The following is a 23095-nucleotide window of genomic DNA, read 5'->3' on the forward strand; positions in this document are numbered from 1 at the left end:
GCGCGCCCGCCGCCGTCCCTCCGCCGTCCGGCATCCACGCCCCGCTCCCGCCGCGCTTCCGTGCGCGCCGTCGCGGGCCGTCACCCAGGGAAAAGGCACCCATGCACCCCCAGCGCGAGCGCGCTCAACTGGCCATGAAGGACGTCTCCAAGGCGTACGGGGACCGCTCCGTACTCGACCAGGTGACCCTCACCGTCCGGCCCGGTGAGAAGACCGCCGTCATCGGTGAGAACGGCTCCGGAAAGTCCACCCTGCTCCGCCTGCTGGCCGGAGCCGAGGCCCCGGACACCGGTGAGATCACCGTCCGGTTCCCCGGCGGCACCGGCTACCTCGCCCAGACGCTCGACCTCGACCCGGCCGCCACCGTGCAGGACGCCGTCGACGCGGCCCTCGCCGAACTGCGCGCCCTCGAACACCGCATCCGCGAGGCGGAGGCCGGCCTCTCGGAGCGGAAGCCCGGCGACCCGGAACCCACCGACGCGGAACTCACCGCGTACGGGGACCTCCTCACCGCCTACGAGGACCGCGACGGCTACCGGGCCGAGGCCCGTACCGAAGCGGCCCTGCACGGTCTCGGCCTCGCCCACCTCACCCGCGACCGCCCGCTCGGCACGCTGTCCGGCGGCGAGCAGTCCCGGCTCGCCCTCGCCTGCGTGCTGGCCGCCGCTCCCGAACTGCTGCTGCTCGACGAACCGACCAACCACCTCGACGCCCGCGCCGTCGGCTGGCTGGAGGACCACCTGCGCGCCCACCGGGGCACCGTCGTGGCGATCACCCACGACCGGGCGTTCCTGGAACGGGTCACCTCGGTGATCCTGGAGGTCGACCGGGACCTGCGTACGGTCACCCGGTACGGGGACGGCTGGGACGGCTACCGCACCGCCAAGGCCGCCGCCCGCCGCCGCTGGGCCCAGGAGCACGAGGAGTACCTGGCGGACCTGGCCCGCACCGAGGCGCTCGTCGAGGCGGCGGGAGCACGGCTCGCGGCCACCGGGGGCGACCCGAAAGAGGGCTTCGGCAAGCACCGCCGTTCGCACGAGGCCAAGCTGTCCGGCCGGGTCCGGGCGGCGCGGACCCGACTGGACGCCCTGCGCAGGTCACCCGTGCCACCCCCGCCCCGCCCGCTCGCCTTCACCGGCCGCCCGTCGGCCGGTACGGAGACGGGCTCGGCGACCCACTCCACCGGCCCGGCGGGTGGCCCGGGGGCCCTCGTGGAGCTGGACTCCGTCTCCGTCGGCAACCGGCTCCACCTCTCCTCCCTGCGCGTGACCCCGGGAGCCCGGCTTCTGGTGACCGGTGAGAACGGGGCCGGGAAGACCACCCTGCTGCGGGTCCTCGCGGGCGACCTGACCCCCGACACGGGAACGGTCACCCGCCACGCCCGCATCGGCTACCTGCCGCAGGAACTGCCCGCTCGTCCGACCCGGCGTACCCTGCTCGCCACCTTCGCGGCGGGCCTGCCCGGCTTCCCCGACGAGTACGCCGACGACCTCCTGGCCCTCGGCCTCCTCCGCCCCGAGGACCTCGACGTGCCCGTCGCGTCCCTCTCGGTCGGCCAGCAGCGCAGGCTGGCCCTGGCCCGTCTGGTGACCCGGCCGGCGGATCTGCTGGTGCTGGACGAGCCGACGAACCACATCGCGCTGAGCCTGGTCGAGGAGCTGGAGCGGGCCCTCGACCAGTACCGGGGCGCGGTCGTCGTCGTCTCGCACGACCGCAGCTTCCGGGCCCGCTTCACCGGCGAGGTCCTGGAACTGCGGGCAGGCCGCGAGGTGCGCACGGATCCGGCCCGGGCCTCCGCCTACGCGCCGGGGGAGGCGGCAGCCCCGCGCACCTGAGCGCGCAGCCGGTCGACGAACACCCGCTGTCCGGCGACGAGCCGCTCGGCGGCCTGCTCCGGCGTGCACCAGGCGAACCGGTCCATCTCCGGGAACTCCTGCTGCACGCCGGACCCGCGCGGCCACTCCATCGTGAACGTCCCGGGCACGACGGACGCGAGGTCCAGTTCGGCCTCCAGGGCCCACACGGCCACCGTCTTGCCGCTGCGCTGCCGTGACTCGCCCAGCGCGATCCACTCACCCGGCGGGACGGGCACCCCCAGCTCTTCCGTGAACTCGCGTCGGGCGGCCGCCTCCGGACCCTCGTCCGGCCCGTACTCGCCCTTCGGCACCGACCACGCGGCCGCCTCCCGCCCCGCCCAGAACGGCCCGCCCATATGCCCGATCAGCACCTCGACATCCCGCTCGCCGGCATCCTCGCCCGCCGTGACCCGGAAGAGAAGGAGCCCCGCACTGCGTCTGCCTGTCGACATGGCGTCAAGTCTGCGGCGACGGAGTGCGGGGCGCCACGCGGGGGCGTTCCGCCGGGGGACGAGGCGCCGTGCGGGGGTCACGTCTTGCGGTAGCCGTACGCCTCCGAAGCCGCCGCCTCCACGGCCGCGAGGTCACCACCCGCCGAGGCCGTCACCACGGCGGCCACCGCGCCCTCCACGAACGGCGCGTCCACGAGCCGGGTGTTCTCGGGCAGCTCGTCGCCGTCGGCCAGCATGGACTTCACCGTGAGGACCGCGCTCCCCAGGTCCACCAGGACCGCGACGCCTGCGCCCCGGTCCACCGACGCGGCGGCCCGCCCGATCAGCTCCGCGCTCGTCCCGAGCCCGCCGTTGGGCAGCCCACCGGCCGGGGCGACGGGTGCGGTGACCCCTCCGGCGGCGAGCCCCCGGGCCAGTTCGACGACGGACTCGGCGACCGGACCGCTGTGGGAGACCAGCACGATGCCCACCTGCTGCTCGTCGCTCACGCGCCCACTCCGTCCGTCGCCGTAGCCGCGAGGGCCTCCATCAGCAGGGCCGACGAAGTCGCGCCCGGGTCCTGGTGCCCGATGCTGCGCTCCCCGAGGTAACTGGCCCGGCCCTTGCGCGCCTGCATCGGCACCGTCGCCACGGCACCGGCACGGGCCGCTTCGGCGGCGCCGTCGAACGAGGTGGCGAGGGCTTCCGCCGCGGGCAGCAGCGCGTCGAGCATCGTCTTGTCCCCGGCCTGGGCCCCGCCCAGCTGGCCCACCGCGGCCACCCCGGCCGCGAACGCCTGGGCGAACTGGGTCCCCGTCACTGCGTCGTCGTCGCCGAGCGCCTTGCCCGTACGGCGCAGCAGCGTCCCGTAGAGCGGGCCGGAGGCCCCGCCCACGGTGGAGATGAGCTGCCGTCCGGCCAGGGTGAGCACCGCACCGGGGGTGGCGGGGGCGTCCTTCTCCAGCACCTCCGTCACCGCTGCGAACCCGCGCTGGAGGTTGCTGCCGTGATCGGCGTCCCCGATCGCCGAGTCCAGCTCGGTCAGATGGTTCGCCTCACGCTCCACGGACGCCGCGACAGCGGTCATCCAGCGGCGGAAGAAGTCGGTGTCGAGCACATGATCTCCTGTTCCTCAACCGGTCACGGGCCCCGTCGGCGGTTCAGCGGCCCCAGCGGAGCGCGGCCGTCCGCACGGGCGCGTCCCACAGCCGCAGCAGCTCCTCGTCGACCTGGCACAGCGTCACCGAGCAGCCTGCCATGTCGAGCGATGTCACGTAGTTCCCCACGAGCGTACGGGCCACGGGGACGCCCCGCTCGGACAGCACCCGGTGGACCTCCGCGTTGAAGCCGTACAGCTCCAGCAGCGGTGTCGCCCCCATGCCGTTCACCAGCGCCAGCACCGGGCCGGTGGGGCGCAGGTCCTCCAGGATCGCGTTCACGGCGAAGTCGGCGATCTCCCCGGACGTCATCATCGGGCGCCGCTCACGCCCCGGCTCACCGTGGATGCCGATGCCCAACTCCAGCTCCCCGGAAGGCAGGTCGAAGGTGGGGCTGCCCTTCGCCGGAGTGGTGACGGCACCGAGCGCCACCCCGAAACTGCGCGAGGCCCCGTTCACCTGCCGAGCGACCGCCGCCACCCGATCCAGCGGCGCGCCCTCGTCCGCCAGCGCTCCGGCGATCTTCTCGACGAACAGCGTCGCTCCCGTGCCGCGCCGCCCGGCGGTGAACGTACTGTCGCTGACGGCCACGTCGTCGTCCACCACCACCTGGGCGACCTGGACCCCCTCGTCCTCGGCGAGGTCGGCGGCCATCTCGAAGTTCAGCACGTCGCCCGTGTAGTTCTTGACGACGAACAGCACCCCCGCCCCGCTGTCGACGGCCGCGGCCGCCCGCACCATCTGGTCCGGCACGGGGGAGGTGAACACCTCCCCGGGACAGGCGGCCGACAGCATCCCGGGCCCGACGAACCCGGCATGCAGCGGCTCATGCCCGGAACCACCCCCGGAGACAAGCCCCACCTTCCCCGCCACGGGAGCGTCCCGCCGGGCGACGACCCGGTTCTCCACATCGACGGTGAGCTCGGGGTGCGCCGCTGCGATGCCCCGCAGAGCATCGGCGACCACGGTCTCGGGAACGTTGATGAGCATTTTCATGCCGATCTCCTGGTGTGCGTGGCAGAGGGCTTGCTGACCTGTGTCTTTCCAGGTCAGCAAGGGTGCAGCCAGTTGTGGATCTTGGCGGTTCGTGGCGGCTCGCCACGCCTTCCGGTGGTACTGCCGCTGACTGCTTGCTGAGTTCTGTGACCGGGCGTCAGTTTGTTGGCGCGGTGCTTTGATCTTGAGGAACGGCTTCCGGGTGCTCCACCGTGATGATGCCAACGCGGCGTGTCCGATGCCACCGCAAAGGCGGCCTGCGAAGTCCCGGACTCGAAGCGGCGGAGCTTGAAACCGTTGGTCTGGAGCCGGGTGGGGGTGGGTGATCGTGGACGCGCTGGGTGGGGGGGTGAGATCGCCGCCCGGAGCCTGCTGCTTCAGCCCCGTGCTCCGTGCCGCCGTGCCGCCGTGCCCCCGTGCCCCATGCTCTCCGCGCGAGCGGAGGTGAGCCGACATCGACGGTGACCAGGGTTGGACTGGGCATCCCGAGCGGCAGTGCTGTCCGGAGGTCGCGCCCATCTGGCACCGCACGGGCGCATTGCCGACTGAGGTCTGTGAGTTGTCTTTCGGCGCCTCAGGTCGTGCAGATTTTCTTCCCCATTCCTTCACCGGACGGTCACAAGTCTCGATAGTCTCCTGGACGCTACATTCGCTCCATTGAGGGGGGACTCCTCATGCATGTCCGTCGTGCCCTGACCGCCGCTGCTACCGCCGCTTCGGTTCTCGCCCTGGGCCTCGCGGCCGCCGCTCCGGCGCAGGCCGCCGAGTACTCCTCGGCCTTGAAGATCAAGGGTGTCCAGTACGACGCCCCCGGCTCGGACTCCAACAAGTGCTCCGGTGGCAACACGAAGCACGAGTACCTGACGATCAAGAACTACTCGCGCACCGCGACCGTGAACCTCAAGGGCTACGTCGTCAAGGACGCCGCCGGCAACAGGTTCACCTTCCCGGCGACCCACAAGCTGCAGCCCGGCGACTACATCAAGCTGCGCGGCAACTACGGCACCGATTCCGATGCCAAGAACGTGGTCTACCGGCAGAACTGCAACTTCATCTGGAACAACGACAAGGACACGATCTACCTGTACAAGCCCTCCGGCGCCCGTGCGGACGTGCACTCGTACACCAAGAAGTCCCACGACCGTGACGGCAACGGCTACATCACCTACCACGGATAGTGCCATCACCGGCGCGGCCGACTTAAGAGCTGTTCCGTAGACGATTTCGGTCTCAGGGGAGCCGGGAGCGGGAGTACCGCCCCGGAGACGGTGCCGACGGCCCCGGCCCGACCGCGGTCGGGCTCGGCGAGATGGCCACCGTTCTGCGCGCGAGCATAAACGGCCTCGCCCCGTACGCCGGATTCACCGCCCTCGGCCTGAAGAAGCAGGCCGAGGGCGGACGCCGACGGCTCCGCCCAGCGCCCCGCTGTAACCGCTTCCGGCAGTGGCATGACGCCGGAGTCTTCGAAGCTCTGATGGAGGGCCTGATCGCACAGGCCGCGAAGCGCGGCGAGGTGGACCTGTCCCTGGTCGGCACCGACTCCACCACCGCGCGAGCCCGCCACGACGCGGTCGGCGGTCCCGCGGCAACCGTGCCCACCTGCGCAAACGCCGCATCAAGGCGGTCATCCCGGAGAAGAAGGACCAGGCCGCCCGCCGGAAGAAGAAGGGCTCCAGAGGCGGCCGGCCCGTCGGCCGCGACGCCGGCCTCTACAAGGAGCGGGACACCGTCTAGCCGTGCGGGTTGAGCGCCCAGAAGCGGACAGTGTCGCTGCGACGGTCAAACCACAGCTTGGTGGAGTAGCCGCTGCCGTCGCGCTCGAGCTCGTGCGACCGGACCCACTGGGGGTTCTCCGGCCCCTCGCCCTTGAGTGGCTCCTCGAACCACGAGGAGAAGTCATCGGCCGGACCCTCGGAGACGAAGGTGTGGGCCGCCGTCAGTTCGGCAAGCTTTCCCGGTGTCAGCCGGGCGAAGCCCGAGATCACCAGCTCCGGCGACGGTATGTCCCGATTGTTGTCCCGGCTGCTCACCCATTTGGCGTCGGTGAGCGGGCCCAGCAGCGGGAACGCCTGCTGCAGCGGTGTGGTGTCGGTGCGCCAGTCGCCCTTGGCCCCGTCCGCTGCCTGACGCAGGGCCCACCAGGCGGGCAGGGCCGCCAGTCCTGCCCCGATCCCGATCAGCTTCCGTCGCTCCAACGAGATCCCCCCATGGCTGACTTCGGGGGCACCCTATCCGTCTCAAGCACCTCACCCGGACCACCTGCTGATCACCACCAGGTGCGCGCCCTCGCCGCGCCCCGGCCAACTGGCAGATCCACCAATCAATTTTGGCCATGATCGCGCCTGTTACCGAGAGATCACGCCACCGGGGCGAGCAGTGTCCGTTCGTGGCGCTAATGCGGACACACCGCCCGCCCTGGCTGCCTCATGTGTTTCAGCCATCTTTCAAACACTGACTGGTGCCTCAAATTTTCTCCTTGTTGGCCCGATTTACCTCACGTTTGATTGGGCTTGATCGTTTCTCCCTCACATCTGACATGGCCACGTAATCTCGCCGCCGGCGGTGAGGAAATCCCTCCCCGACCGCATCTGCGAGGAGTCACCATGCGCCACCTTGCCCGTATATCTCCACGTCTGGGTAGACGCTTGTTCGGCACGGCAATCATGGCTGGAACCCTGGCACTTGCCGCCCCGCTGTCCGCCCCCACGGGATACGCGAGCGCCGCATCCGCCAGCAGCGCCGTCCACGCCGATGGCGAGTGTGACGACGAGGGTGTCTCCTCCGCCCGTAAGGCCGGGCCCGGTCACGACGACCACGTTGACCACGCGAACGAGCCCAACGACATCACCGCGGCCAGGGCCGAGGCGATGAACGCCGATCTCAAGAAGAAGCTCGACAAGGCGCGTTCGAGCAACCGAGGGTTCGATGGCTCCGCCGCGACGACCGTCACGATCCCGGTCTACTTCCATGTGATCCACGACGGCACCAAGGGCAAGCTCACCGCGACCGACATCAGCAAGCAGATAGCCGTTCTGAACGCGGGCTTCGGCGGCCAGGGCGACGGCAACGCCGACTCCGGCTTCCAGTTCTCGCTGAAGGCCACCACCTACACCGACAACGCCGCCTGGTACAACGGCCTCTCGCACGGCTCCACCGCCGAGCAGCAGATGAAGTCCACGCTCCGCCAGGGCGGCCCGGACGCGCTCAACTTCTACACCGCCGACCTCGGAGGCGGCCTGCTCGGCTGGGCCACCTTCCCCACCTCGTACAAGTCCAGCCCGGAGATGGACGGCGTGGTCGTCCTGGACACCTCGTTGCCCGGCGGCACCGCGGGCAACTACAACGAGGGCGACACCGCGACCCACGAGGTGGGCCACTGGATGGGCCTCTACCACACCTTCCAGGGCGGCTGTAACGGCAAGGGCGACTACGTCGACGACACGGCGGCCGAGAAGAGCCCCGCGTACGAGTGCCCCGAGGGCCAGGACAGTTGCAGGCGCCAGGCGGGCGTGGACCCGATCCACAACTTCATGGACTACACGTACGACGCCTGCATGTACCAGTTCACCGGGGGCCAGGCCCAGCGGATGCAGGACCACTGGACGGCGTACCGCGCGAGCTGACGCGCGGCCCCCGGCCATGACCCTCTACCCTGCCTGGAGTACACGGCGGGGTAGAGGGATTCGGGGGATCGGGGAGCGTGAGCACACCCGGCGAGATCGTCGACGGACGGTTCGAGTTGCTGCGGCGGCTCGGCAGCGGTGGCATGGGCACGGTGTGGCAGGCTCGCGACACCGTGCTGCACCGCGAGGTGGCCCTGAAGGAAGTCCGACCCCCTGACCCGGTGCTGACGGCCGACGCGCGCGCCCAACTCGGGGAGCGGGTGCTGCGCGAGGCCAGATCGCTGGCCCGACTGAACCATCCCCATGTGGTGACGATCCATCACATCGTCGAAGCGGGCGAGAGGGCTGAGCACCCGTGGCTGGTGATGGAGCTCCTGCCCGGCCACAACCTCCAGGACCGGCTCGGCCAAGGCCCGCTGCCTCCAGCGGAGGCGGCCAGAATGGGCCGCCAGGTGCTGGCCGCGCTCCGCGCCGCGCACGCGGCGGGCATCCACCACCGCGACGTCAAGCCCGCCAACATCATGCTCCGCGAGGACGGTTCGGCCGTCCTCACCGACTTCGGCATCGCTGCCCTCCAGGGCGCCACCTCGCTCACCGCGACCGGCGATCTGATCGGCTCGCCCGAGTACATCGCCCCTGAGCGCATCCGCGGCGTCGACACCGACCCGGCCTCCGACCTCTGGTCGCTCGGCCTCGTGCTGTACGTGGCCGTGGAGGGCGTCAGCCCGCTGCGCCGCGCCACCACGCTCGCCACGCTCGCGGCGGTCCTGGATGACCCGGTGCCGCCGCCGGTACGTTCCGGGCCGCTGGCCCCCGTGCTGAGTGCCCTGCTGGTACGGGACCCGGCGGCGCGGCCCGGCGCCGAGCGTCTGGACGCGATGCTGGCGGAGGTCGAGTCGGGCGGGCAGGCGCCGTGGGCGCAGCCGACCCAGACCGCGTACGTTCCCCCGCTGCCACCGCCCCCGACCCAGCTGGACAGCCCGCGCCCCACCGCCTCCGGGGCCCCGGCGCCCGGGCCGACCGCGCCCAGCCCACACCCCGGGACCGGTAGCCGTAGCCGTACGCCCGTGATCGTCTCGGTGATCGCGGTGGCCGTCGCCGTGGTGGCCGCCACGGCGGCGGTGTTCGCACTGCGCGGGGACACCGGTGACCAGGCGGGGCGCGACAAGGGCGGCGACCGGACCAGCTCACCCACGACCCCGGCCAGGGAACCCGCCACCCCCACACCGACGGCCACGCAGGAGCCCACCCCGGAAGCCACCGAGGCCCCGGACCCAGACCCGACCACCCAAGCACCCCCACCCGCCGACGAGGTGGCCGACACCTGGGTCGCCCAACTCGCCTCGGTTGACCAGAGCAAGGGCCCCGGCGCCCGCGAAAAGGCCATCACGGCACTGCGGGCCAAGGGCATCAACGACGTGCGGTATATCGACAGCGGCGACTACGCCTCACTGCGGCCGGGCTACTGGATGATCTACCGCCCCGGTTTCCACGATGGGAACGCCGCGATCGACTGGTGCCGAGGCCAGGGCCTCGCCACCAACAACCAGTGCGTCGGCCGGTACGTCAGCCACAGCGCCGTCGACCGCCAGTACGTCTGCGACCCCGCATCCCCGGTAGCCAGGGGCTGCACCCGTACATAGCGCCTGAGCTCATGTCCTCCAGGAACAGCTTCTCGTTCGCGGTCTCCAGTCTGCGAAAGAGGAGCGGGCAGGTGCCGCAGAAGAAGCTGAGCTCGAAGGCGGGCGCGTTGTCGACCATGAGCAAGCGGCGACGCGGCCCGCCGCCGAGTTCCCGCAGTTCCGTCCCGAAGTGCAACCGCGCCTCGGAGGAGGGGACGCCGACGGTTGGCCGGTGAGCGCTCGAAGCGGGCGACCCTCGGGGGCTCCCGCTCCTCCCGCTTCGGGACCGGGGTCGAGGGCCGAGGACTTGCATATTGGTAACCTGTGGGTTACCAATATGGGGTGGACCCCTTCGTCGCCCTGGCCGATCCCGTACGCCGTGACCTGCTGCGCGCACTCGCCTCCGGCCCGGCCCGAGTGGTCGACCTCGCGGCGCGGCATCCGATCAGCCGGCCCGCGGTGAGCAAGCATCTGCGCGTGCTCACCGAGGCAGGGCTGGTCACGGCCGAGGACCGGGGGCGTGAGCGCCACTACATGCTCGCCCGCCCGGGTCTCGCCCCGGTCCGCGCCCTGCTCGACGAACTCGCCGGGCACCGGCCCCCGATCCCCGAGAGCGCCTTCGACGCCCTCGACCTGGAGGTCCGCAGAACCGTCCACGATCGCCGGGCCGGCACCGACGCCGCTCCCGGTACCGGAAGACCTCAGGAGGAATCCGCATGACCAGCACCCCCACCGGGCGTCGCGTGACCGTCGACGGCCTGGACAGCATCGCCTTCGACCGCACCTTCCGGGCCGGCATCGAGGACGTGTGGGCGGCGGTCACCGAGTCGGACCGGCTGGCCCGATGGATCGGCGAATGGACCGGCGACCCGTCGACCGGCTCGGTCGACTTCCGGATGCTCTACGAGGGCGACGAGCACCAGGCCGAGGTCTTCACCATCCAGGAGTGCCAGGCCCCCCGCCGTCTGGTCCTCATCTCGCGGGTGCCCGGCCAGGAACTCGTCTGGCACATGACGCTCACGCTCGTCGAGCACGAGGGCGCCACGACCCTCACCTTCACCCAGTCCGTCGGCGACGACCCGGCGATGGCAGGCGGAGTGGGCCCCGGCTGGGACTACTACCTCGACCGACTCGTCGCCGCGGAGACCGGCGGTGACCCGGCATCCGTCGACTTCGGCGACTACCACCCGGTCCACCAACAGCACTACCTCGACATGTTCACCTGAGCCCGACGAGTACCAGCCGGACCTCGGCCGGGTGGCCAGGCGGTCGTGCAGGAGGGAGCACAGCGCGTCCTGCTGCTTCCGCCCGCCCGGAACGCCCGCCCGACGCACTCTCAGGAGGTCCAGGTGCCAAATGAGCCCGTGCAATCCGGGAGTTCACGAGGGCGCCGCCGTCGGTGGGTGGCGGTGGAGGGGCGTAGGGCCTGGCCCTGTCGAGGTCTGTGTCGTCAAGCGGCGGAGCCGGCGTTGGTCCCGGTGGACGAGTGATCGGGTCCTTCTGTCGTTCTGGCGCGGCGCAGAGGGCGCCGCGAGGGGCTGCTCCCGGGGTCGGGGCTCGGTTGTGGGGAGCCCCGGCCCGGCGTGAGGTCTCCGTTCCTGAGTGGCGGTCCGGGCTCAGGCGCGCTGCGCCCAGTCCTGGTCCAGACGGTCGGTCAGACCCGCGGCGGCGAAGGCGGCCTCCAGTTCGTCGCGTCCCTCGGTGAAGTGGGCCCAGCTGTCGTGGTGGACCGGGACGACACGGCGGGCGTCAAGAATCCGGGTGGCCTCGGCGGCCTGGGCGCTGTCCAGGACGACCGGTCGGCCGTCGAAGAGCATGGGGAACCGGGGCGCTCCGGCGAACAGGAGGGCGGTGTCGATCGGGGCGAAGCGGTCGGCGATCTCCCTGACCGCGTCGAGCGAGGCGTTGTCGCCGCTGACGTAGACCGTTGGCAGGCCCTCGCCCGTCAGGACGAAGCCGACGACCTGGCCGGTGAAGGGCTCGATCTCCTCACGCGGCCCGGGGCCGTGGATGGCGGGGACTGCGGTCACCGTGATGGTGCCGCCGCCCGGGCGCTCCAGCTCGGTCGACTCCCAGTCGGCCAGGCCCTTGGCCTTCGCGCCGAGGCGCTCGCCGCCGCCGGGGGTGGTGAGGGTGAGGGGGACATCGGCGAGCAGGGCCCGGCCGGAGGTGTCGAGGTTGTCGGCGTGCTCGTCGTGGGAGAGCAGGACCACGTCGACGGGGCCGACATCGGCGGGCGTAGCGGTGGAGGGCGCCGTCTTGGTCAGGGTCGGGCCACCGGGCGTGGGGTAGTCGCCGGGGCCGTCGAAGGTCGGGTCGGTCAGGAAGCGCAGGCCGCCGTACTCGAACAGGGCGGTCGGACCGCCGAACGTGCGGACTGGGAACTGACCGGCGGTGAGCTGGGACATGCCATCTCCTTGTTTCTCACGAAAACTCTACGCGTTTTCCGTGATTGCACGGTAGGTGGATCTCACGGAAAAAAGCAAGTGCTACCATGAGGTACATGAATGAGGCCCTGGCCGCCGACATCGCGAAGACCGTCCTGCCTCCAGCTCCGGGAGCCGACCGGTACCGGTCGTTGGACTTCGCCGACACCACGGCGACCCTTCCCGCGGGCCAGGGCTACGACCTGCTCGCCGTCCCCCAGTCGGCCATGCGCTGGCTCGCCGCGCACGGCCTGACCGCCCCGGAGGTGCAGCTGTACGAGGTCTGCGCCCAGCGGATGCGCACCCTGCGCGGACACGTCCGGGCCCTATTCACCGCGCGCGTGGACGGCGCGCCCCCGCCCGAGGAATCCCTGCGCGCGGTGAACGAGGCCCTCACGGCCGTGCCCACCGCCCCCCTCCTCGCCTGGGACGGGGCCCAAGGGCTGCGCCGCGTGCAAGCGCACCCCACCGACCAGGCCGTCAGCCACGCACTGGCGACCCTCGCCGCCGACGCCGCCGACCTGCTCACCGGTCCCGACGCCGCCATCCTCGCCGCCTGCGGCTCCGCCCCCTGCGACCGATTCCTCCTGCGCACCCACGGCCGGCGTCACTGGTGCTCCACACGCTGCGGCGACCGTGTCCGTGCCGCCCGCGCCTACGCCCGCCGCAGCGGCACCTCGGACTGACGCGCCACCTCCAGGCCCTTTCCGTGGACCGCCCGGTGTCCACGCGAAACACCTCCAGCGGACTGCTTCCGGTTGTGGGCCGATGGCCGGGCACTTGATCCACCTCGCCGCCCACGGCCCGGTCCTGGAGATGCTCGCCGAACCCCTGCCCGGCATCCACGACCCCACCGGGCCCGGGAAACTGCTGCTCGCGTTCGGGACGCCAAGATGGCGACCACCTGTTCAGTGATCGCGGCAGCGTCTTGTCGGGGTGCGCGACGCGCACATACTTCACCGCGATGTTCGGATGGATGCCGGAGAGCCGAACGAGGCGGACCGGATCTGCCGTCCCGCGCGCCTCTTCGAGGACGCGGTCCGCCGCGAGTTCCCGACGCTGGCCAGGGCTTCCCGCTTCCTCGGGTGTCGAGTGCCCTTGATCGTGCCATCGAGCCCCTTCCCTCGGTCACCCTCGACGACCCGTCTGCGGGGCAGGGCGGTGAACCCGCGGCTGTCGTCACGGCGTTGGACGGTGTCCAGGCGCAGGCCGGGCCGGTGGGCGGCTTCGGGGAGTCGTCGCCGGTGCAGGCGCCGGCCGCCCGGATCGGGCGGAGCCGACGGGGTATTCCCGCAGCGCGGGCAGCATCCCGCAGGCGGCCTTGCGGTCCGTCACCGACGCGGGGGGACCAGTGCGGCCAGGCCGAGGCCGAGGCGGCCCACGACCAGGTGCCGCTTGCGTCCGTTGGTCAACTCGCCGCCGTCGAAGGCGCGGGAGGCCGTGCCGACCACGGCGTTCCCTTTCACCGACAGCGAGTCGAGGTGTGGAGTGTGGTTCGGGCCGGACGCGGCTGGCGGGCGGTTGGCCGGAGATTGCGGTGTGCAGGAAGGCGTGTCGCCGGCGAAGCCAGAACCGCATCGCCGCGGTGATGGCGTTGCCGCGGAAGACGCAGGCCCGTTCGTCACGACGGGCCGCGACCGCGCGGCAGTCTTCGAGTCGGCTGATGATCCGGTCGGCCTTGTTGCGGCGCCGGTCGTGGTCGAGGGCTGGGTGGGCCGCTCCGTGCATCGGCTCCCCTCGCGGGCTATCGGCCGATCAGGGAACTTTTGGCATATGTTCGTGTCTTATCGGACTTTTAATATTTTTCATGGCATTTCTTAGGTGATCAGGTGATCAGTACGACAATCATCTCGACTTGAAGGAGCCTCCATGCGCATCTCCAGTTCCGTCCGTCCCCGCAGCGTTCGCACCGGGGCCAAGGTGGCCGTCGCGGTCGCGGTCGCGGGCGCCTCCCTGGCCGGAGCGCCCGCCGCGTACGCCGCACCCGGCGACAGCGGCAACATCGACGTCCGCTCGGTCAGCTGGCACTCGAGCCGCGGCGGGGTCGAGGTCTGCAAGTTCGTGCTGTCGGCGAGCAACTTCGAGTCGTTCCCCTCGGTCCCCTGGACCATCACCGAGCAGCCTCCGACCGTGCCGCCGGGGACCACCCTGATGGACAGGCTTCCGCTCATCAACGGCAGTGCGCGCAGCGAGGCGTACCTGCTCCCGGAAGGCACCTACCAGCTCGTGTGGGTCGTTCCCGCAGGTCCGAAGCAGCGGAGCTTCAAGGTCGAGTGCGACCGCGGCAACCACGGCAGCAAGCCGCACAAGCCGCAGCAGCCCATCGGCGGTGTCCCCGCGGGCGGCGGCGGCGTCCCGGGCATGGAGCCTGTCGGCTCCGAGAGCGACTCGAACGCCGGAACCGCCGGCGCGGTGCTGGCTGCCGGGGCTGCGGGCGCCGCAGGCCTGATCATGATGCGCCGGTCCGCACGGCGCCGTGCCCGTGGCGAGGCGTAACTCTCGCTGCCGAGGGCGACGACGAGGGCCGACGCGCGCGTGTCGTCTCACGATGACGCTGAGCGTGACGTTCTCTCTGGTGGCCGGCATCGTCTGGGTGTCCTCGGACGCTTCCGAGGACACGATGTCGGCCACAGCCGCCCGCGGCGGTGACTCCGCGGGCGGCGGGCGGGAGCCGTTCCGACGGGCACCGCACAAACCGGATCGTCATGTGCCCGCCTCGCACGCTCCGCTGGCGCCCTCGCGACCACTGAAGGTTGCCATTCCCGCCATCTACATCGAGGCTGCGGTCACCGGTCTCGGCCTGGACGCCAAAGGCAGGCTCGGAGCCCCGCCGCTGAGCAAGCCCAAGCTGACGGGCTGGTACAAGGAGGGGCCGTCACCCGGTGAGGACGGAACGGCCCTGCTCGTGGGCCACCGCGACACCAAGACAGGCCCTGCCATCTTCCTGAATCTCAACGCACTGCGCCGGGGGGACAAGGTCAACGTGGTGCGCGCGGACCGCAAGACCGCGGTGTTCACGGTGGACGCGGTGAAGACGTACACGAAGGACAAGTTCCCCGACGGCAAGGTCTACGGGGAGACCGGGCGGCCCGAACTCCGGCTGCTGACCTGCGGCGGCCGCTTTGACGAGAAGGCCGGATACTCCGCGAACGTGGTGGTCTTCGCCCACCTCACCTCCCTGAAGAAGGCGGCCTGACCGTCGCGCGCAGGGCCGGCCGGTGCCTCGGGGGCAAGGCGCCGGCCGGCCTCATGCTCTCTGCGGGTGGGAGGCCCGGGCCGGTGCGGTTCCGAATCGCACCGGAGGAACCCGGTGCGGCGCGGTGTTAGATGTGGCCGGTTCTGGGCACCCCGGGTTCCCGTGCCCACTGCAGGGCGCTTTCCCCCCTCGGTCCGGCCGGGGATACGCGAGGTGTACACATGAGCGATCCGGTCACAGCGGCGAACGAGGACAGAGCGGGTGAGGACGCGGAAATTCCTCATTCACCCGTCAGTTCGCACAACGAGTGGGACCCGCTGGAGGAAGTTCTCGTCGGGCGTCTCGACGGCGCTACGACTCCCTCACGGCACCCGGTGGTCTCCTGCAACGTACCGCCGTGGGCCGCCCGGGTTCAGCGGCTTGCCGCAGGACTGAGATATCCGCGAGCCATGATCGGGCCAGCCCAGGAGGAACTCGAACAATTCGTCACCCTGCTCCAGTCCCTCGGCATCTCGGTCACCCGGCCCGATCCCGTCGATCATCGGCGGCGCTTTTCCACCCCCGACTGGTCGTCACGCGGATTCTGCAACACCTGCCCCAGGGACAGCATGCTGGTGATCGGCGACGAGATCATCGAAACGCCGATGGCCTGGCCGTCCAGATATTTCGAGACCCATTCCTACCGGGCACTGCTCAAGGACTACTTTCGCCGGGGCGCCCGCTGGACCGCCGCGCCGAAGCCGCAGCTCACCGATGAGCTGTACGACCCCGGCTACCGGCCCCCCGGCCCCGGTGAACCGGTGCGCTACATCCTGACCGAGTTCGAACCCGTCTTCGACGCCGCTGACTTCGTCCGGGCGGGCCGCGATCTGTTCGTCACGCGCAGCAATGTCACCAATCGGCTGGGCATCGAGTGGGTAAGACGTCATCTCGGTCCGGGATACCGCGTTCATGAGATCGAGAGCCGATGTCGCACACCCATGCACATCGACACCACTTTCATGCTGCTCGCCCCGGGGAAGGTTCTCGTCAACCCCGAATACATCGACGTGGACCGTCTGCCCGACATTCTGAGAACATGGGACATTCTTGTCGCGCCCCCGCCGGATCCCATCCGCGATCCCCTGTTGCGCGTCACTTCCCTGTGCGGAAAGTGGCTCAGCATGAACGTCCTCATGATCGACGAGAAGCGCGTCATCGCGGAGCGCCACCACACCGCCATGCTGCGTGCACTGGAGAAATGGGGGTTCGACCCGGTCCCCTGCGATCTGCTGCACTACGCGCCCTTCGGAGGCTCTTTCCACTGCGCGACCCTCGATATCCGGCGGCGGGGCGGATTGGAGTCCTATGTCGAGTGAGACACCCTCGTTTACGCACCATGGGCACGGGTAGCCGGGCGATGTGCTCGGACAGGAGGCGCGCCCGTGGGAGTCCCGGGCGGCCCTGTCCGACCGCCGCCCGGGACTCCGACGGCGGTCCCGCGCATCGCCGATGAGGAGTGAACGCGTATGCAGGCCGCATCCGGCCATGAACGGCGCACGGGCGTGGCCCCATCGCCCCCGCAGCAAGGATTCCGACAGCTGCGGGAACCGCCTCCCGGCCGCGAACGGGAAGCCCGCGACCTGAAGCGGCACGTGCGGGATCACACCTGGCACGTACACATACCGCGCCGCATGCACGATCTGCGCAACCCGGTACGGACGACCCGATGCGATCTGATCCGAGCGGCGTGAATGCCACGTCGCCGACCACATCGTCCGACCGGCGGAGGGAAGTTCAGCGTGCCGCACCCGTCACCACCCGTCCCTCGGTCATGAGGGCCGCGCTCGCCCGCCTCGCGCCTCGTCTGCACCGGCCCGACCGCTATCAGGTGGTGCAGTCCTTGAAGGCGGCAGCCGCGGCCATCATCGCCTGGGCCCTGACCGGATGGTGGCTGCAGGCGCCCATGGCCCTGATGGCTCCCTGGGCGGCTGTCGCGCTGGTCCAGGGGACCGTTTACCGGTCCCTGCGCACCGCCGTCCAGATCATTCTCATGATCACGGCCGGCACGCTGCTCGCCGCCGGTGCCGCGGCGTTCACCGGGGACACGATGCTCGCCGTGATCGTCGCTCTCCCGCTGGCGACGTTGCTCGGCAATCTGACCCCCGTCGGCGGGCAGGGCCTGTACGCCCCGACCACCGCTCTCTTCGTCCTCGCGTACGGCTCCTACTCCTGGCCGGCCGTCGGGCACCGGCTGCTGGAGACCCTGGTGGGGGCCGCCGTGGGCATCGCCGTGAACGCCCTCGTGCTGCCGCCGGTCCACGCCCAACACGTCCGCGGACTGGCGTCCGCCCTCCCGCGCGACAGCGCACACCTGCTGCGGGACATGGCCGACGGCATGGTGGACTACGACGCACCGCGGGCCGAACAGTGGCACCGCAGCGCCCGGGACCTGCTCGCCGCGCTGTCGGAGCTGTACGTCGGACGAGGGTGGGACTCCGAGAGCTTCCGGCTCAACCCCGGCCGCCGCCTCCGTCGCTGGACCCCCGCTCCGTCCTCCGACTGGGACATCCTCTGGGCCCAGGTGGCGAACCGGCTGCTCGCCCTCACCCTCACGCTCTGGGAGACCGCCTCCGAGGACCGCGGACTGCCCCGCCCCCTGGGCCGCGCCCGGGACGAGATCGGGCGGCTCCTGTCGGCAGCGGCGGAGGCGTGCGAAGCGTACGAGTCCCTCATGGCCGACGGTACGGACCAGGAGCAGCGCGACCGGCGGGACTCCGCACTGGCCGACGCCCGGCAGGCCCTGGTCGCCGTGAAGAGGCACCTGCACGGCCAGAGCCCCGACGCCGGAGCCGCACTCGGCAGCCTGATCGCCGACTGCCACGCCCTGCTGGACGACCTCACGCCCGACGGGGGAGACGCCGAAGCCGGTGAACAGCACGTTTGACACCGGGTATGCGCGGTACTCCCAGCACGGCCGGTCCGGCCCCGCCCCCTTCCCCGTACCGCCTTTGGAGGAGAAATGTCCGACGCCACCGGGCTGAGCACCCCCGTCGCCCTGGTCACCGGGGCGGACTCGGGCATCGGCAGAGCGGTCGCCGTGAAGCTCGCGCGGCAGGGCATGGACGTGGGCATCACCTACCACCGCGACCGGCAGGGCGGCGAGGACACCGCCGCCGAAGTCCGCGGCGCCGGCCGGCGTGCCGCCGTCGCCCGGCTGGACCTCACCGAGCTGCCGGGCGCCGCCGAGGTGGTGGACGCCCTGGCGGACGAACTGGGCAGGCTCGACGTCCTCGTCAACTGTGCGGGCACCGGCACGTCCACCCGGTTCCTCGACCTGGACCACGCCACGGTCCAGCGAGTGATCGACGTGGACCTCATCGGCCCGTTCCTCTGCTCGCAGCGTGCGGCCCGCCGCATGATCGCCCAGGGAGACGGGGGGCGGATCGTGAACATCACCTCGGTGCACGAGCACCAACCGCGCGTGGGCGCCGCCCCCTACTGCGCCGCGAAGGGCGGCCTCGGCCTGTTGACGCAGGTGATGGCCCTGGAACTGGCCGAGTACGGCATCACGGTGAACGCCGTCGCTCCCGGTGAGATCGCCACGCCCATGACGGGCCAGGAGGACACGGACGTGGGGAGCGTGGACCGGCCGGGCATCCCGCTCGGCCGCCCCGGCGACGCCCGCGAGGTCGCCTCCGTGGTCGCCTTTCTCGCCGGACCCGACTCCTCGTACACCACCGGCGCCTCCTGGACGGTGGACGGCGGAATGCTGCGGATGGGCCCTCAGGCAGGGTCCCACCTGCGCTCCGACGCGTGGCGTCGTCCCTGACCGCGCGACCGGACGGCCCGCTTCCGTTCCCGTACCCACCGACGCCGGGCGCCGCCCCAGGGGGCTTCGCCGCGCCCCCGGCCGACCGCCGCGCCGAGAACCAGCACCACGCCTGAGCCGCTACGGGTGGTCCGGACGCTCCTCCGGCGGAACTCCGCCCCCGGGGCCCCCGCCCTTGCTGCCATCCTTGTCCGTCCCGTGCGCGCGTGCTCCGGGCCCGCTGCGGGTCTCCGGCTGTCGTGCCTTCATCTCGGCGCTGTCCTGCGGTGTTGCCCCGCCCTTGTCACTGCGCCGCTGTTCCGGCTGTTGCGGGTTCGACATCGTGATCACTCCCTACCGGTGGTTCGCTGCACCCTCCGGGTCCCCGGGAGGCGCTGCGCCAAACACCACTGTTCTGCCGCGACCCCTTCGCCAACCACCAACCACCCGCCCACCCGCCCGCCTGCCTGTCGGCGGGGCGTTTGGCGTTCGGCAGCCGTGGTACCCGGCGGCACCAGAACAGCTCGCGCACCCTAGGTGGGGAGAACACACCATGGCCGTCCCCCGTTCCTTCTCGGGGCTCGAGGAGTCCTACTGGATGGAGACCGCGCCTCTCCCCGACCACCCGCGCCTCACCGAGGACATCGAAGTGGACGTCGCCGTGGTGGGCGGCGGCATCGCGGGCCTCAGCACGGCTTGGGAGCTGGCCCGGGCAGGGCGGAGCGTCGCCGTGCTGGAGGCCGACCGCATCGCTTCCGGGGTCACCGGCTACACCACGGCGAAGGTGTCGGCGCTGCACTCGCTCGTGTACGACCGCCTGCGGCGGACCCGGGGCGCCGAGGCGGCACGGCTCTACGCGAGGTCGCAGTTGGACGCGGTGGAGCGACTGGTGGCGATCGCCGACGAGTTGGACGTCGACTGCGATCTGGAACGGGTGAGCGCCTATTCCTACGCGGCCGGGCCCGACTCGCGCGATGCCGTGGAGGCGGAGGCCCGGGCCGCCGCCGATGCGGGCCTGGACGTTTCGTTCGTCACCCGGACGGAGCTTCCCTTCCCGGTCGCGGGCGCGGTCCGGCTCGACGGACAGGCCCAGTTCCACCCACGTAAATACCTTGCCGCACTGGCCGAGGACCTGGGGGAACGGGGCGGCCTCATCCACGAACGCACCCGGGTCACCGGCCTTTCCGAGGGGCAGCCGTGCCGGCTGACGACGGAGGAGGGGCGGCAGGTGGTCGCCCGCGACGTGGTCATCGCCACGCACTACCCGGTCTTCGACCGTGCCCTGCTCTTCGCGCGGCTCTCGCCCCGGCGGGAGCTGGTGGTGGCCGCCCCGGTCGCTGCCGACGAGGCCCCGCGAGGCATGTACATCACCGAGGACGAGGGAAAGCGTTCGGTGCGTACGGCACCGCTCGACGAGGGCCGTCGCTTGCTGATCGTCACCGGGGAGAGCTTCACGCCGGGAACGGGCGATCCGCGGGAAGGCTTCGAGCGTCTCGACGCCTGGATGCGGGAACGCTTTCCGGTGGGCCCCACGGCATACCGGTGGGCTGCCCAGGACAACGACCCCAGCGATACGGTGCCCCTCGTGGGCCCCTTCCACGCCGGGGCCCGGCATACGTACGTGGCGACCGGGTTCGGAGGCTGGGGCATGACCGGCGGCATCCTCGCCGGCCGATTGCTCACGTCCCTGATCACCGGTTCCGGCGATTCTGCTGCCTGGGCGGAGCTGTACGACCCGCGGCGCCTCGCGGACGTGCTCCGCGAGGCCCCCGCGCTCCTGCGGCAGCAGACCGACGTGGCCAAGCACTTCGTGGGCGACCGGATGCGAGTGACGCACGTCGACTCGGTCGACGAGATCCCCCCGGGTACAGGTGCGGTCGTACGGGTTAAGGGGCGGCGCTGCGCCGTTCACCGTGGCGAGGACGGGACGCTGCGGGCGGTATCCGCGCGATGCACTCATCTCGGCTGCCTGCTCTCCTTCAACGACGCGGAAACGACCTGGGAGTGCCCGTGCCACGGATCCCGGTTCGCCACTGACGGTGCGGTGCTCCAGGGGCCGGCGACACGGCCCCTGGAGCAGCTGGACGTCACCGGTGAATCGGGGGAGGAGACCGCCTGAGTGCGAGCGTCTCCGTGAGGACCGTCGCACGGTTCTCGTCCCCCGCCCCGACAAGGTGGTGTTGACGACCGACGGGGTCACCACGTCGGCCCCGGCGGACTCCCGCCGCCCCGCCGGAGAGGCGTGCGACGCCCCGTACCGCTTGCGCTCCCGGGCGGACCGGCCGCACCTACCCCGACCGGACGGTGTTCGACCTCGACGCGTCGGACGACGGCTGAACTCTTGCGGGCAGTGTGGTCGGCCGGGGCACCCCATCCGGCGGCGGGAGCTGCCGGCGGTGGAATCCCCGCGGCCGAAGTGGGTGCGGGAATGCCGGGCAGGCAGTCGTGAGGCGGGCCGGCGAAAGCCGAAGGACCGCCGCATGGGCAGTCAGAACTCCCCGTGGGTGAACGGAAGTTCCCCTACGAGCTGGTGCGCGGCCCGGGCTCGTGCTGATTGGCCTGGCGCACCGCCCGGTCGTTGCGCGCGCTGCCCCAGGCGCGGACGATCTTCGCGATCGGGTTGCGCGGCTCTCCGGCCTCGGCGCCCTGGCGCAGGGGGCCCGGACCCGACGCGGACGGCAGGAGCCGGGCCGCGACGCCGCTGAGCCGGGTCGTCAGGGCCGGCGCCACGCCGTGCGCGAGCTGGGCTGCCTTGGCGGGCGCGGTGAGTACCAGCCGGGCACGCCGCTGGATGACCGCGTCGACGATCCTGCGGGCGGCCCGCTCGGCGTCCATCGACAGCAGCGGAGCGCCCGCCGCCGTGCTGAACCAGCCGAACTCGGCAGCCGTGTCTCCGCCGAACTCGGCCTGCCGGTGCGATCCGGTCCGCATCAGTCCCGGATGGACGGCGGTGACGCTCACACCGGAGGCGGCCGCCTCGGCGTGCAACCCCTCGGCGAGCGCCCCGACCGCTGCCTTGGCGCACGAGTAGGGCAGCAGATGCGGAACGCCGAGCAGACCGCCGACCGACCCGACGAGGCCGAGACGGCCCCGGGTCTCCTTGAGGTACGGCAGCGCTTCCAGTGAGGTGTGCAGAGCGCCGTAGAACATGGTGTCCATGGCGTCACCGAACTCCGCCGCGCCCACCGCCTCCACGGGCGCGACCTGGATGACCCCGGCGTTGGCGATCACGAGGTCGAGGCCGTCCCGCTGATGGACCTCCCGCACCAGGTCACGTACGGCCACACGGTCACGTACGTCGCACACGGCGGTACGCACGGCAGCCCCGGTCTCCTCGCGCAGCTGAGCCGCCGCCCGCTCCAGTTCGCCGGCGTCCCGGGCGGCGATGGTCACGACGCACCCCCGCTCCGCCAGTTGCCGGGCCAGGAACAGCCCGAGGCCCCGGGAACCGCCGGTGACCAGGGCCCCCGGGCCCTTGGTCCGCTGAGGAAGGCGGGTGCGGATGGTCATCTCATTGCCCTTCTGCCGTGCGCTCGGCGGGTGAGGGCCGACGCCGTGGAGCGGATGTGCCTCGAGTGCCCACGCCCCGCCGCCCGTAACGCCCCGCCGCGAACCAAGGCTGTGGGGTGATCGCACCGCCCCTGTTGTGGGCTGGTCCCTTCGAGGTCAGACTGTTAGACGCGGGGGGTGTGTCTGATCGGAGGCATCATGATCATCCTCGGCCTCATACTTCTCATCATCGGCTTGATCGCCGGTATCGGCGTTCTGTGGACCATCGGCATCATCCTGGTCGCTGTCGGTGCGGTGCTCTGGGTTCTAGGAGCTGTGGGGCACGCGGTAGGAGGACGTCGCCACTACTGGTGACCACGTTCCGCCAGGAGGGAAGGTCGCGTTCGATCCCCGCCGCGTTCGCCGACCGGCTCCGTGCGGCGACCCCGGCCCCCGGGCTGTGCGACTCGGGCCCCTGGCGCCTCACCGCCGAACCCACCTCGCGCAAC

Annotated in this window: 22 protein-coding genes and 1 pseudogene; 15 read left to right on the forward strand and 8 right to left on the reverse strand. The window is 71.3% G+C overall.

Annotation, left to right across the window (positions count from 1 at the left end):
• Positions 1–101: 101 nt before the first annotated feature.
• Positions 102–1835, forward strand: a complete 1734-nt coding sequence (abc-f, locus tag IE145_RS07280) for a ribosomal protection-like ABC-F family protein (RefSeq protein WP_189519987.1) — start codon at positions 102–104, stop codon at positions 1833–1835.
• Here the strand turns inward: abc-f and IE145_RS07285 are convergent.
• The 4 genes from IE145_RS07285 to dhaK all read right to left on the reverse strand — a co-directional run bounded on the left by IE145_RS07285 (position 1799) and on the right by dhaK (position 4440).
• Positions 1799–2308: an NUDIX hydrolase gene (locus tag IE145_RS07285; RefSeq protein WP_189519990.1), complete on the reverse strand. Its 510-nt coding sequence runs from the start codon at positions 2306–2308 to the stop codon at positions 1799–1801. The genes abc-f and IE145_RS07285 overlap by 37 nt on opposite strands.
• 77 nt (positions 2309–2385) lie before the next feature.
• On the reverse strand, positions 2386–2796 hold the full coding sequence (locus tag IE145_RS07290; RefSeq protein WP_189519991.1) for a PTS-dependent dihydroxyacetone kinase phosphotransferase subunit DhaM: 411 nt from the start codon (positions 2794–2796) through the stop codon (positions 2386–2388).
• Positions 2793–3404 (reverse strand): dihydroxyacetone kinase subunit DhaL, encoded by a 612-nt coding sequence (gene dhaL / locus IE145_RS07295; protein ID WP_189519993.1) that lies wholly within the window; start codon positions 3402–3404, stop codon positions 2793–2795. The genes IE145_RS07290 and dhaL overlap by 4 nt, the downstream gene beginning before the upstream one ends.
• A 43-nt stretch (positions 3405–3447) precedes the next feature.
• The gene (gene dhaK, locus IE145_RS07300) at positions 3448–4440 is read right to left on the reverse strand and encodes a dihydroxyacetone kinase subunit DhaK (RefSeq protein ID WP_189519995.1); all 993 of its coding nucleotides are present in this window, start codon (positions 4438–4440) and stop codon (positions 3448–3450) included.
• A gap of 674 nt (positions 4441–5114) precedes the next feature.
• On the opposite strand from dhaK, the gene IE145_RS07305 reads away from it, so the two are divergent.
• Together IE145_RS07305 and IE145_RS34090 are read left to right on the forward strand one after the other, a co-directional pair.
• Positions 5115–5618, forward strand: a complete 504-nt coding sequence (locus IE145_RS07305; RefSeq protein WP_189519997.1) for a lamin tail domain-containing protein — start codon at positions 5115–5117, stop codon at positions 5616–5618.
• A gap of 397 nt (positions 5619–6015) precedes the next feature.
• Positions 6016–6171 (forward strand): annotated as a pseudogene (locus IE145_RS34090) (IS5/IS1182 family transposase); the annotation flags it as partial.
• Here IE145_RS34090 and IE145_RS07315 read toward each other — a convergent pair.
• Positions 6171–6635, reverse strand: coding sequence for a hypothetical protein (locus IE145_RS07315; protein ID WP_229825396.1), 465 nt, complete (start codon positions 6633–6635; stop codon positions 6171–6173). The pseudogene IE145_RS34090 and the gene IE145_RS07315 sit on opposite strands and share 1 nt — an antisense overlap.
• Positions 6636–7103: 468 nt before the next feature.
• On the opposite strand from IE145_RS07315, the gene IE145_RS07320 reads away from it, so the two are divergent.
• From IE145_RS07320 to IE145_RS07335, 4 genes are all read left to right on the forward strand, one after another.
• Positions 7104–8063 (forward strand): zinc metalloprotease, encoded by a 960-nt coding sequence (locus tag IE145_RS07320; protein ID WP_189519999.1) that lies wholly within the window; start codon positions 7104–7106, stop codon positions 8061–8063.
• 77 nt (positions 8064–8140) lie between these two features.
• On the forward strand, positions 8141–9706 hold the full coding sequence (locus IE145_RS07325; protein ID WP_189520001.1) for a serine/threonine-protein kinase: 1566 nt from the start codon (positions 8141–8143) through the stop codon (positions 9704–9706).
• Positions 9707–10027: 321 nt separating this feature from the next.
• The gene (locus tag IE145_RS07330; RefSeq protein ID WP_189520004.1) at positions 10028–10405 is read left to right on the forward strand and encodes an ArsR/SmtB family transcription factor; all 378 of its coding nucleotides are present in this window, start codon (positions 10028–10030) and stop codon (positions 10403–10405) included.
• Entirely contained in the window at positions 10402–10911 is a 510-nt protein-coding gene (locus IE145_RS07335) for an SRPBCC family protein (RefSeq protein WP_189520006.1), read from the forward strand. Before IE145_RS07330 ends, IE145_RS07335 begins: the two co-directional genes overlap by 4 nt.
• Positions 10912–11301: 390 nt before the next feature.
• Here the strand turns inward: IE145_RS07335 and IE145_RS07340 are convergent, their stop codons facing one another.
• The gene (locus IE145_RS07340; protein WP_189520008.1) at positions 11302–12093 is read right to left on the reverse strand and encodes an MBL fold metallo-hydrolase; all 792 of its coding nucleotides are present in this window, start codon (positions 12091–12093) and stop codon (positions 11302–11304) included.
• Between the two features lie 86 nt (positions 12094–12179).
• Between IE145_RS07340 and IE145_RS07345 the strand changes: the two genes are divergently transcribed.
• Positions 12180–12797 carry an ABATE domain-containing protein gene (locus IE145_RS07345; protein WP_229825398.1) on the forward strand — a complete coding sequence of 206 codons (618 nt, stop codon included), beginning with the start codon at positions 12180–12182 and terminating at the stop codon, positions 12795–12797.
• A gap of 645 nt (positions 12798–13442) precedes the next feature.
• Here the strand turns inward: IE145_RS07345 and IE145_RS33725 are convergent.
• On the reverse strand, positions 13443–13577 hold the full coding sequence (locus IE145_RS33725) for a hypothetical protein (RefSeq protein WP_268246807.1): 135 nt from the start codon (positions 13575–13577) through the stop codon (positions 13443–13445).
• Between the two features lie 403 nt (positions 13578–13980).
• Here IE145_RS33725 and IE145_RS07350 point away from each other — a divergent pair, with 403 nt between their 5' ends.
• The 6 genes from IE145_RS07350 to IE145_RS07375 all read left to right on the forward strand — a co-directional run bounded on the left by IE145_RS07350 (position 13981) and on the right by IE145_RS07375 (position 21216).
• Entirely contained in the window at positions 13981–14607 is a 627-nt protein-coding gene (locus IE145_RS07350) for a hypothetical protein (protein WP_189520017.1), read from the forward strand.
• 52 nt (positions 14608–14659) lie between these two features.
• Positions 14660–15307, forward strand: a complete 648-nt coding sequence (locus IE145_RS07355) for a class F sortase (protein ID WP_189520019.1) — start codon at positions 14660–14662, stop codon at positions 15305–15307.
• A gap of 221 nt (positions 15308–15528) precedes the next feature.
• Entirely contained in the window at positions 15529–16665 is a 1137-nt protein-coding gene (locus tag IE145_RS07360; RefSeq protein ID WP_229825399.1) for an amidinotransferase, read from the forward strand.
• A 455-nt stretch (positions 16666–17120) separates the two neighbouring features.
• Positions 17121–18233 (forward strand): FUSC family protein, encoded by a 1113-nt coding sequence (locus IE145_RS07365; RefSeq protein ID WP_189520021.1) that lies wholly within the window; start codon positions 17121–17123, stop codon positions 18231–18233.
• 75 nt (positions 18234–18308) lie between these two features.
• Complete coding sequence (locus IE145_RS07370; RefSeq protein WP_189520023.1) at positions 18309–19118, forward strand: SDR family oxidoreductase; 810 nt, start codon at positions 18309–18311, stop codon at positions 19116–19118.
• 532 nt (positions 19119–19650) lie between these two features.
• Positions 19651–21216, forward strand: coding sequence for an FAD-dependent oxidoreductase (locus tag IE145_RS07375; RefSeq protein WP_189520025.1), 1566 nt, complete (start codon positions 19651–19653; stop codon positions 21214–21216).
• Positions 21217–21617: 401 nt separating this feature from the next.
• Here IE145_RS07375 and IE145_RS07380 read toward each other — a convergent pair whose 3' ends face one another.
• The gene (locus IE145_RS07380; RefSeq protein WP_189520027.1) at positions 21618–22607 is read right to left on the reverse strand and encodes an SDR family NAD(P)-dependent oxidoreductase; all 990 of its coding nucleotides are present in this window, start codon (positions 22605–22607) and stop codon (positions 21618–21620) included.
• A 198-nt stretch (positions 22608–22805) separates the two neighbouring features.
• On the opposite strand from IE145_RS07380, the gene IE145_RS07385 reads away from it, so the two are divergent.
• Positions 22806–22961, forward strand: a complete 156-nt coding sequence (locus IE145_RS07385) for a DUF6131 family protein (RefSeq protein WP_189520029.1) — start codon at positions 22806–22808, stop codon at positions 22959–22961.
• Positions 22962–23095: the final 134 nt, after the last annotated feature.

Source organism: Streptomyces sindenensis (genome assembly GCF_014649035.1).
Classification (GTDB): Bacteria; Actinomycetota; Actinomycetes; order Streptomycetales; family Streptomycetaceae; genus Streptomyces; species Streptomyces sindenensis.

Excerpts from the sequence above, each read along its gene's own strand:
- abc-f (WP_189519987.1), top strand. The coding sequence starts at position 102 with ATGCACCCCCAGCGCGAGCGCGCTCAACTGGCCATGAAGGACGTCTCC.
- IE145_RS07285 (WP_189519990.1), bottom strand. The coding sequence starts at position 2,308 with ATGTCGACAGGCAGACGCAGTGCGGGGCTCCTTCTCTTCCGGGTCACG.
- dhaK (WP_189519995.1), bottom strand. The coding sequence starts at position 4,440 with ATGAAAATGCTCATCAACGTTCCCGAGACCGTGGTCGCCGATGCTCTG.
- IE145_RS07305 (WP_189519997.1), top strand. The coding sequence starts at position 5,115 with ATGCATGTCCGTCGTGCCCTGACCGCCGCTGCTACCGCCGCTTCGGTT.
- IE145_RS07320 (WP_189519999.1), top strand. The coding sequence starts at position 7,104 with ATGGCTGGAACCCTGGCACTTGCCGCCCCGCTGTCCGCCCCCACGGGA.
- IE145_RS07335 (WP_189520006.1), top strand. The coding sequence starts at position 10,402 with ATGACCAGCACCCCCACCGGGCGTCGCGTGACCGTCGACGGCCTGGAC.
- IE145_RS07340 (WP_189520008.1), bottom strand. The coding sequence starts at position 12,093 with ATGTCCCAGCTCACCGCCGGTCAGTTCCCAGTCCGCACGTTCGGCGGT.
- IE145_RS07345 (WP_229825398.1), top strand. The coding sequence starts at position 12,180 with ATGAGGTACATGAATGAGGCCCTGGCCGCCGACATCGCGAAGACCGTC.
- IE145_RS07350 (WP_189520017.1), top strand. The coding sequence starts at position 13,981 with ATGCGCATCTCCAGTTCCGTCCGTCCCCGCAGCGTTCGCACCGGGGCC.
- IE145_RS07355 (WP_189520019.1), top strand. The coding sequence starts at position 14,660 with ATGACGCTGAGCGTGACGTTCTCTCTGGTGGCCGGCATCGTCTGGGTG.
- IE145_RS07360 (WP_229825399.1), top strand. The coding sequence starts at position 15,529 with ATGAGCGATCCGGTCACAGCGGCGAACGAGGACAGAGCGGGTGAGGAC.
- IE145_RS07365 (WP_189520021.1), top strand. The coding sequence starts at position 17,121 with ATGAGGGCCGCGCTCGCCCGCCTCGCGCCTCGTCTGCACCGGCCCGAC.
- IE145_RS07370 (WP_189520023.1), top strand. The coding sequence starts at position 18,309 with ATGTCCGACGCCACCGGGCTGAGCACCCCCGTCGCCCTGGTCACCGGG.
- IE145_RS07375 (WP_189520025.1), top strand. The coding sequence starts at position 19,651 with ATGGCCGTCCCCCGTTCCTTCTCGGGGCTCGAGGAGTCCTACTGGATG.
- IE145_RS07380 (WP_189520027.1), bottom strand. The coding sequence starts at position 22,607 with ATGACCATCCGCACCCGCCTTCCTCAGCGGACCAAGGGCCCGGGGGCC.
- IE145_RS07385 (WP_189520029.1), top strand. The coding sequence starts at position 22,806 with ATGATCATCCTCGGCCTCATACTTCTCATCATCGGCTTGATCGCCGGT.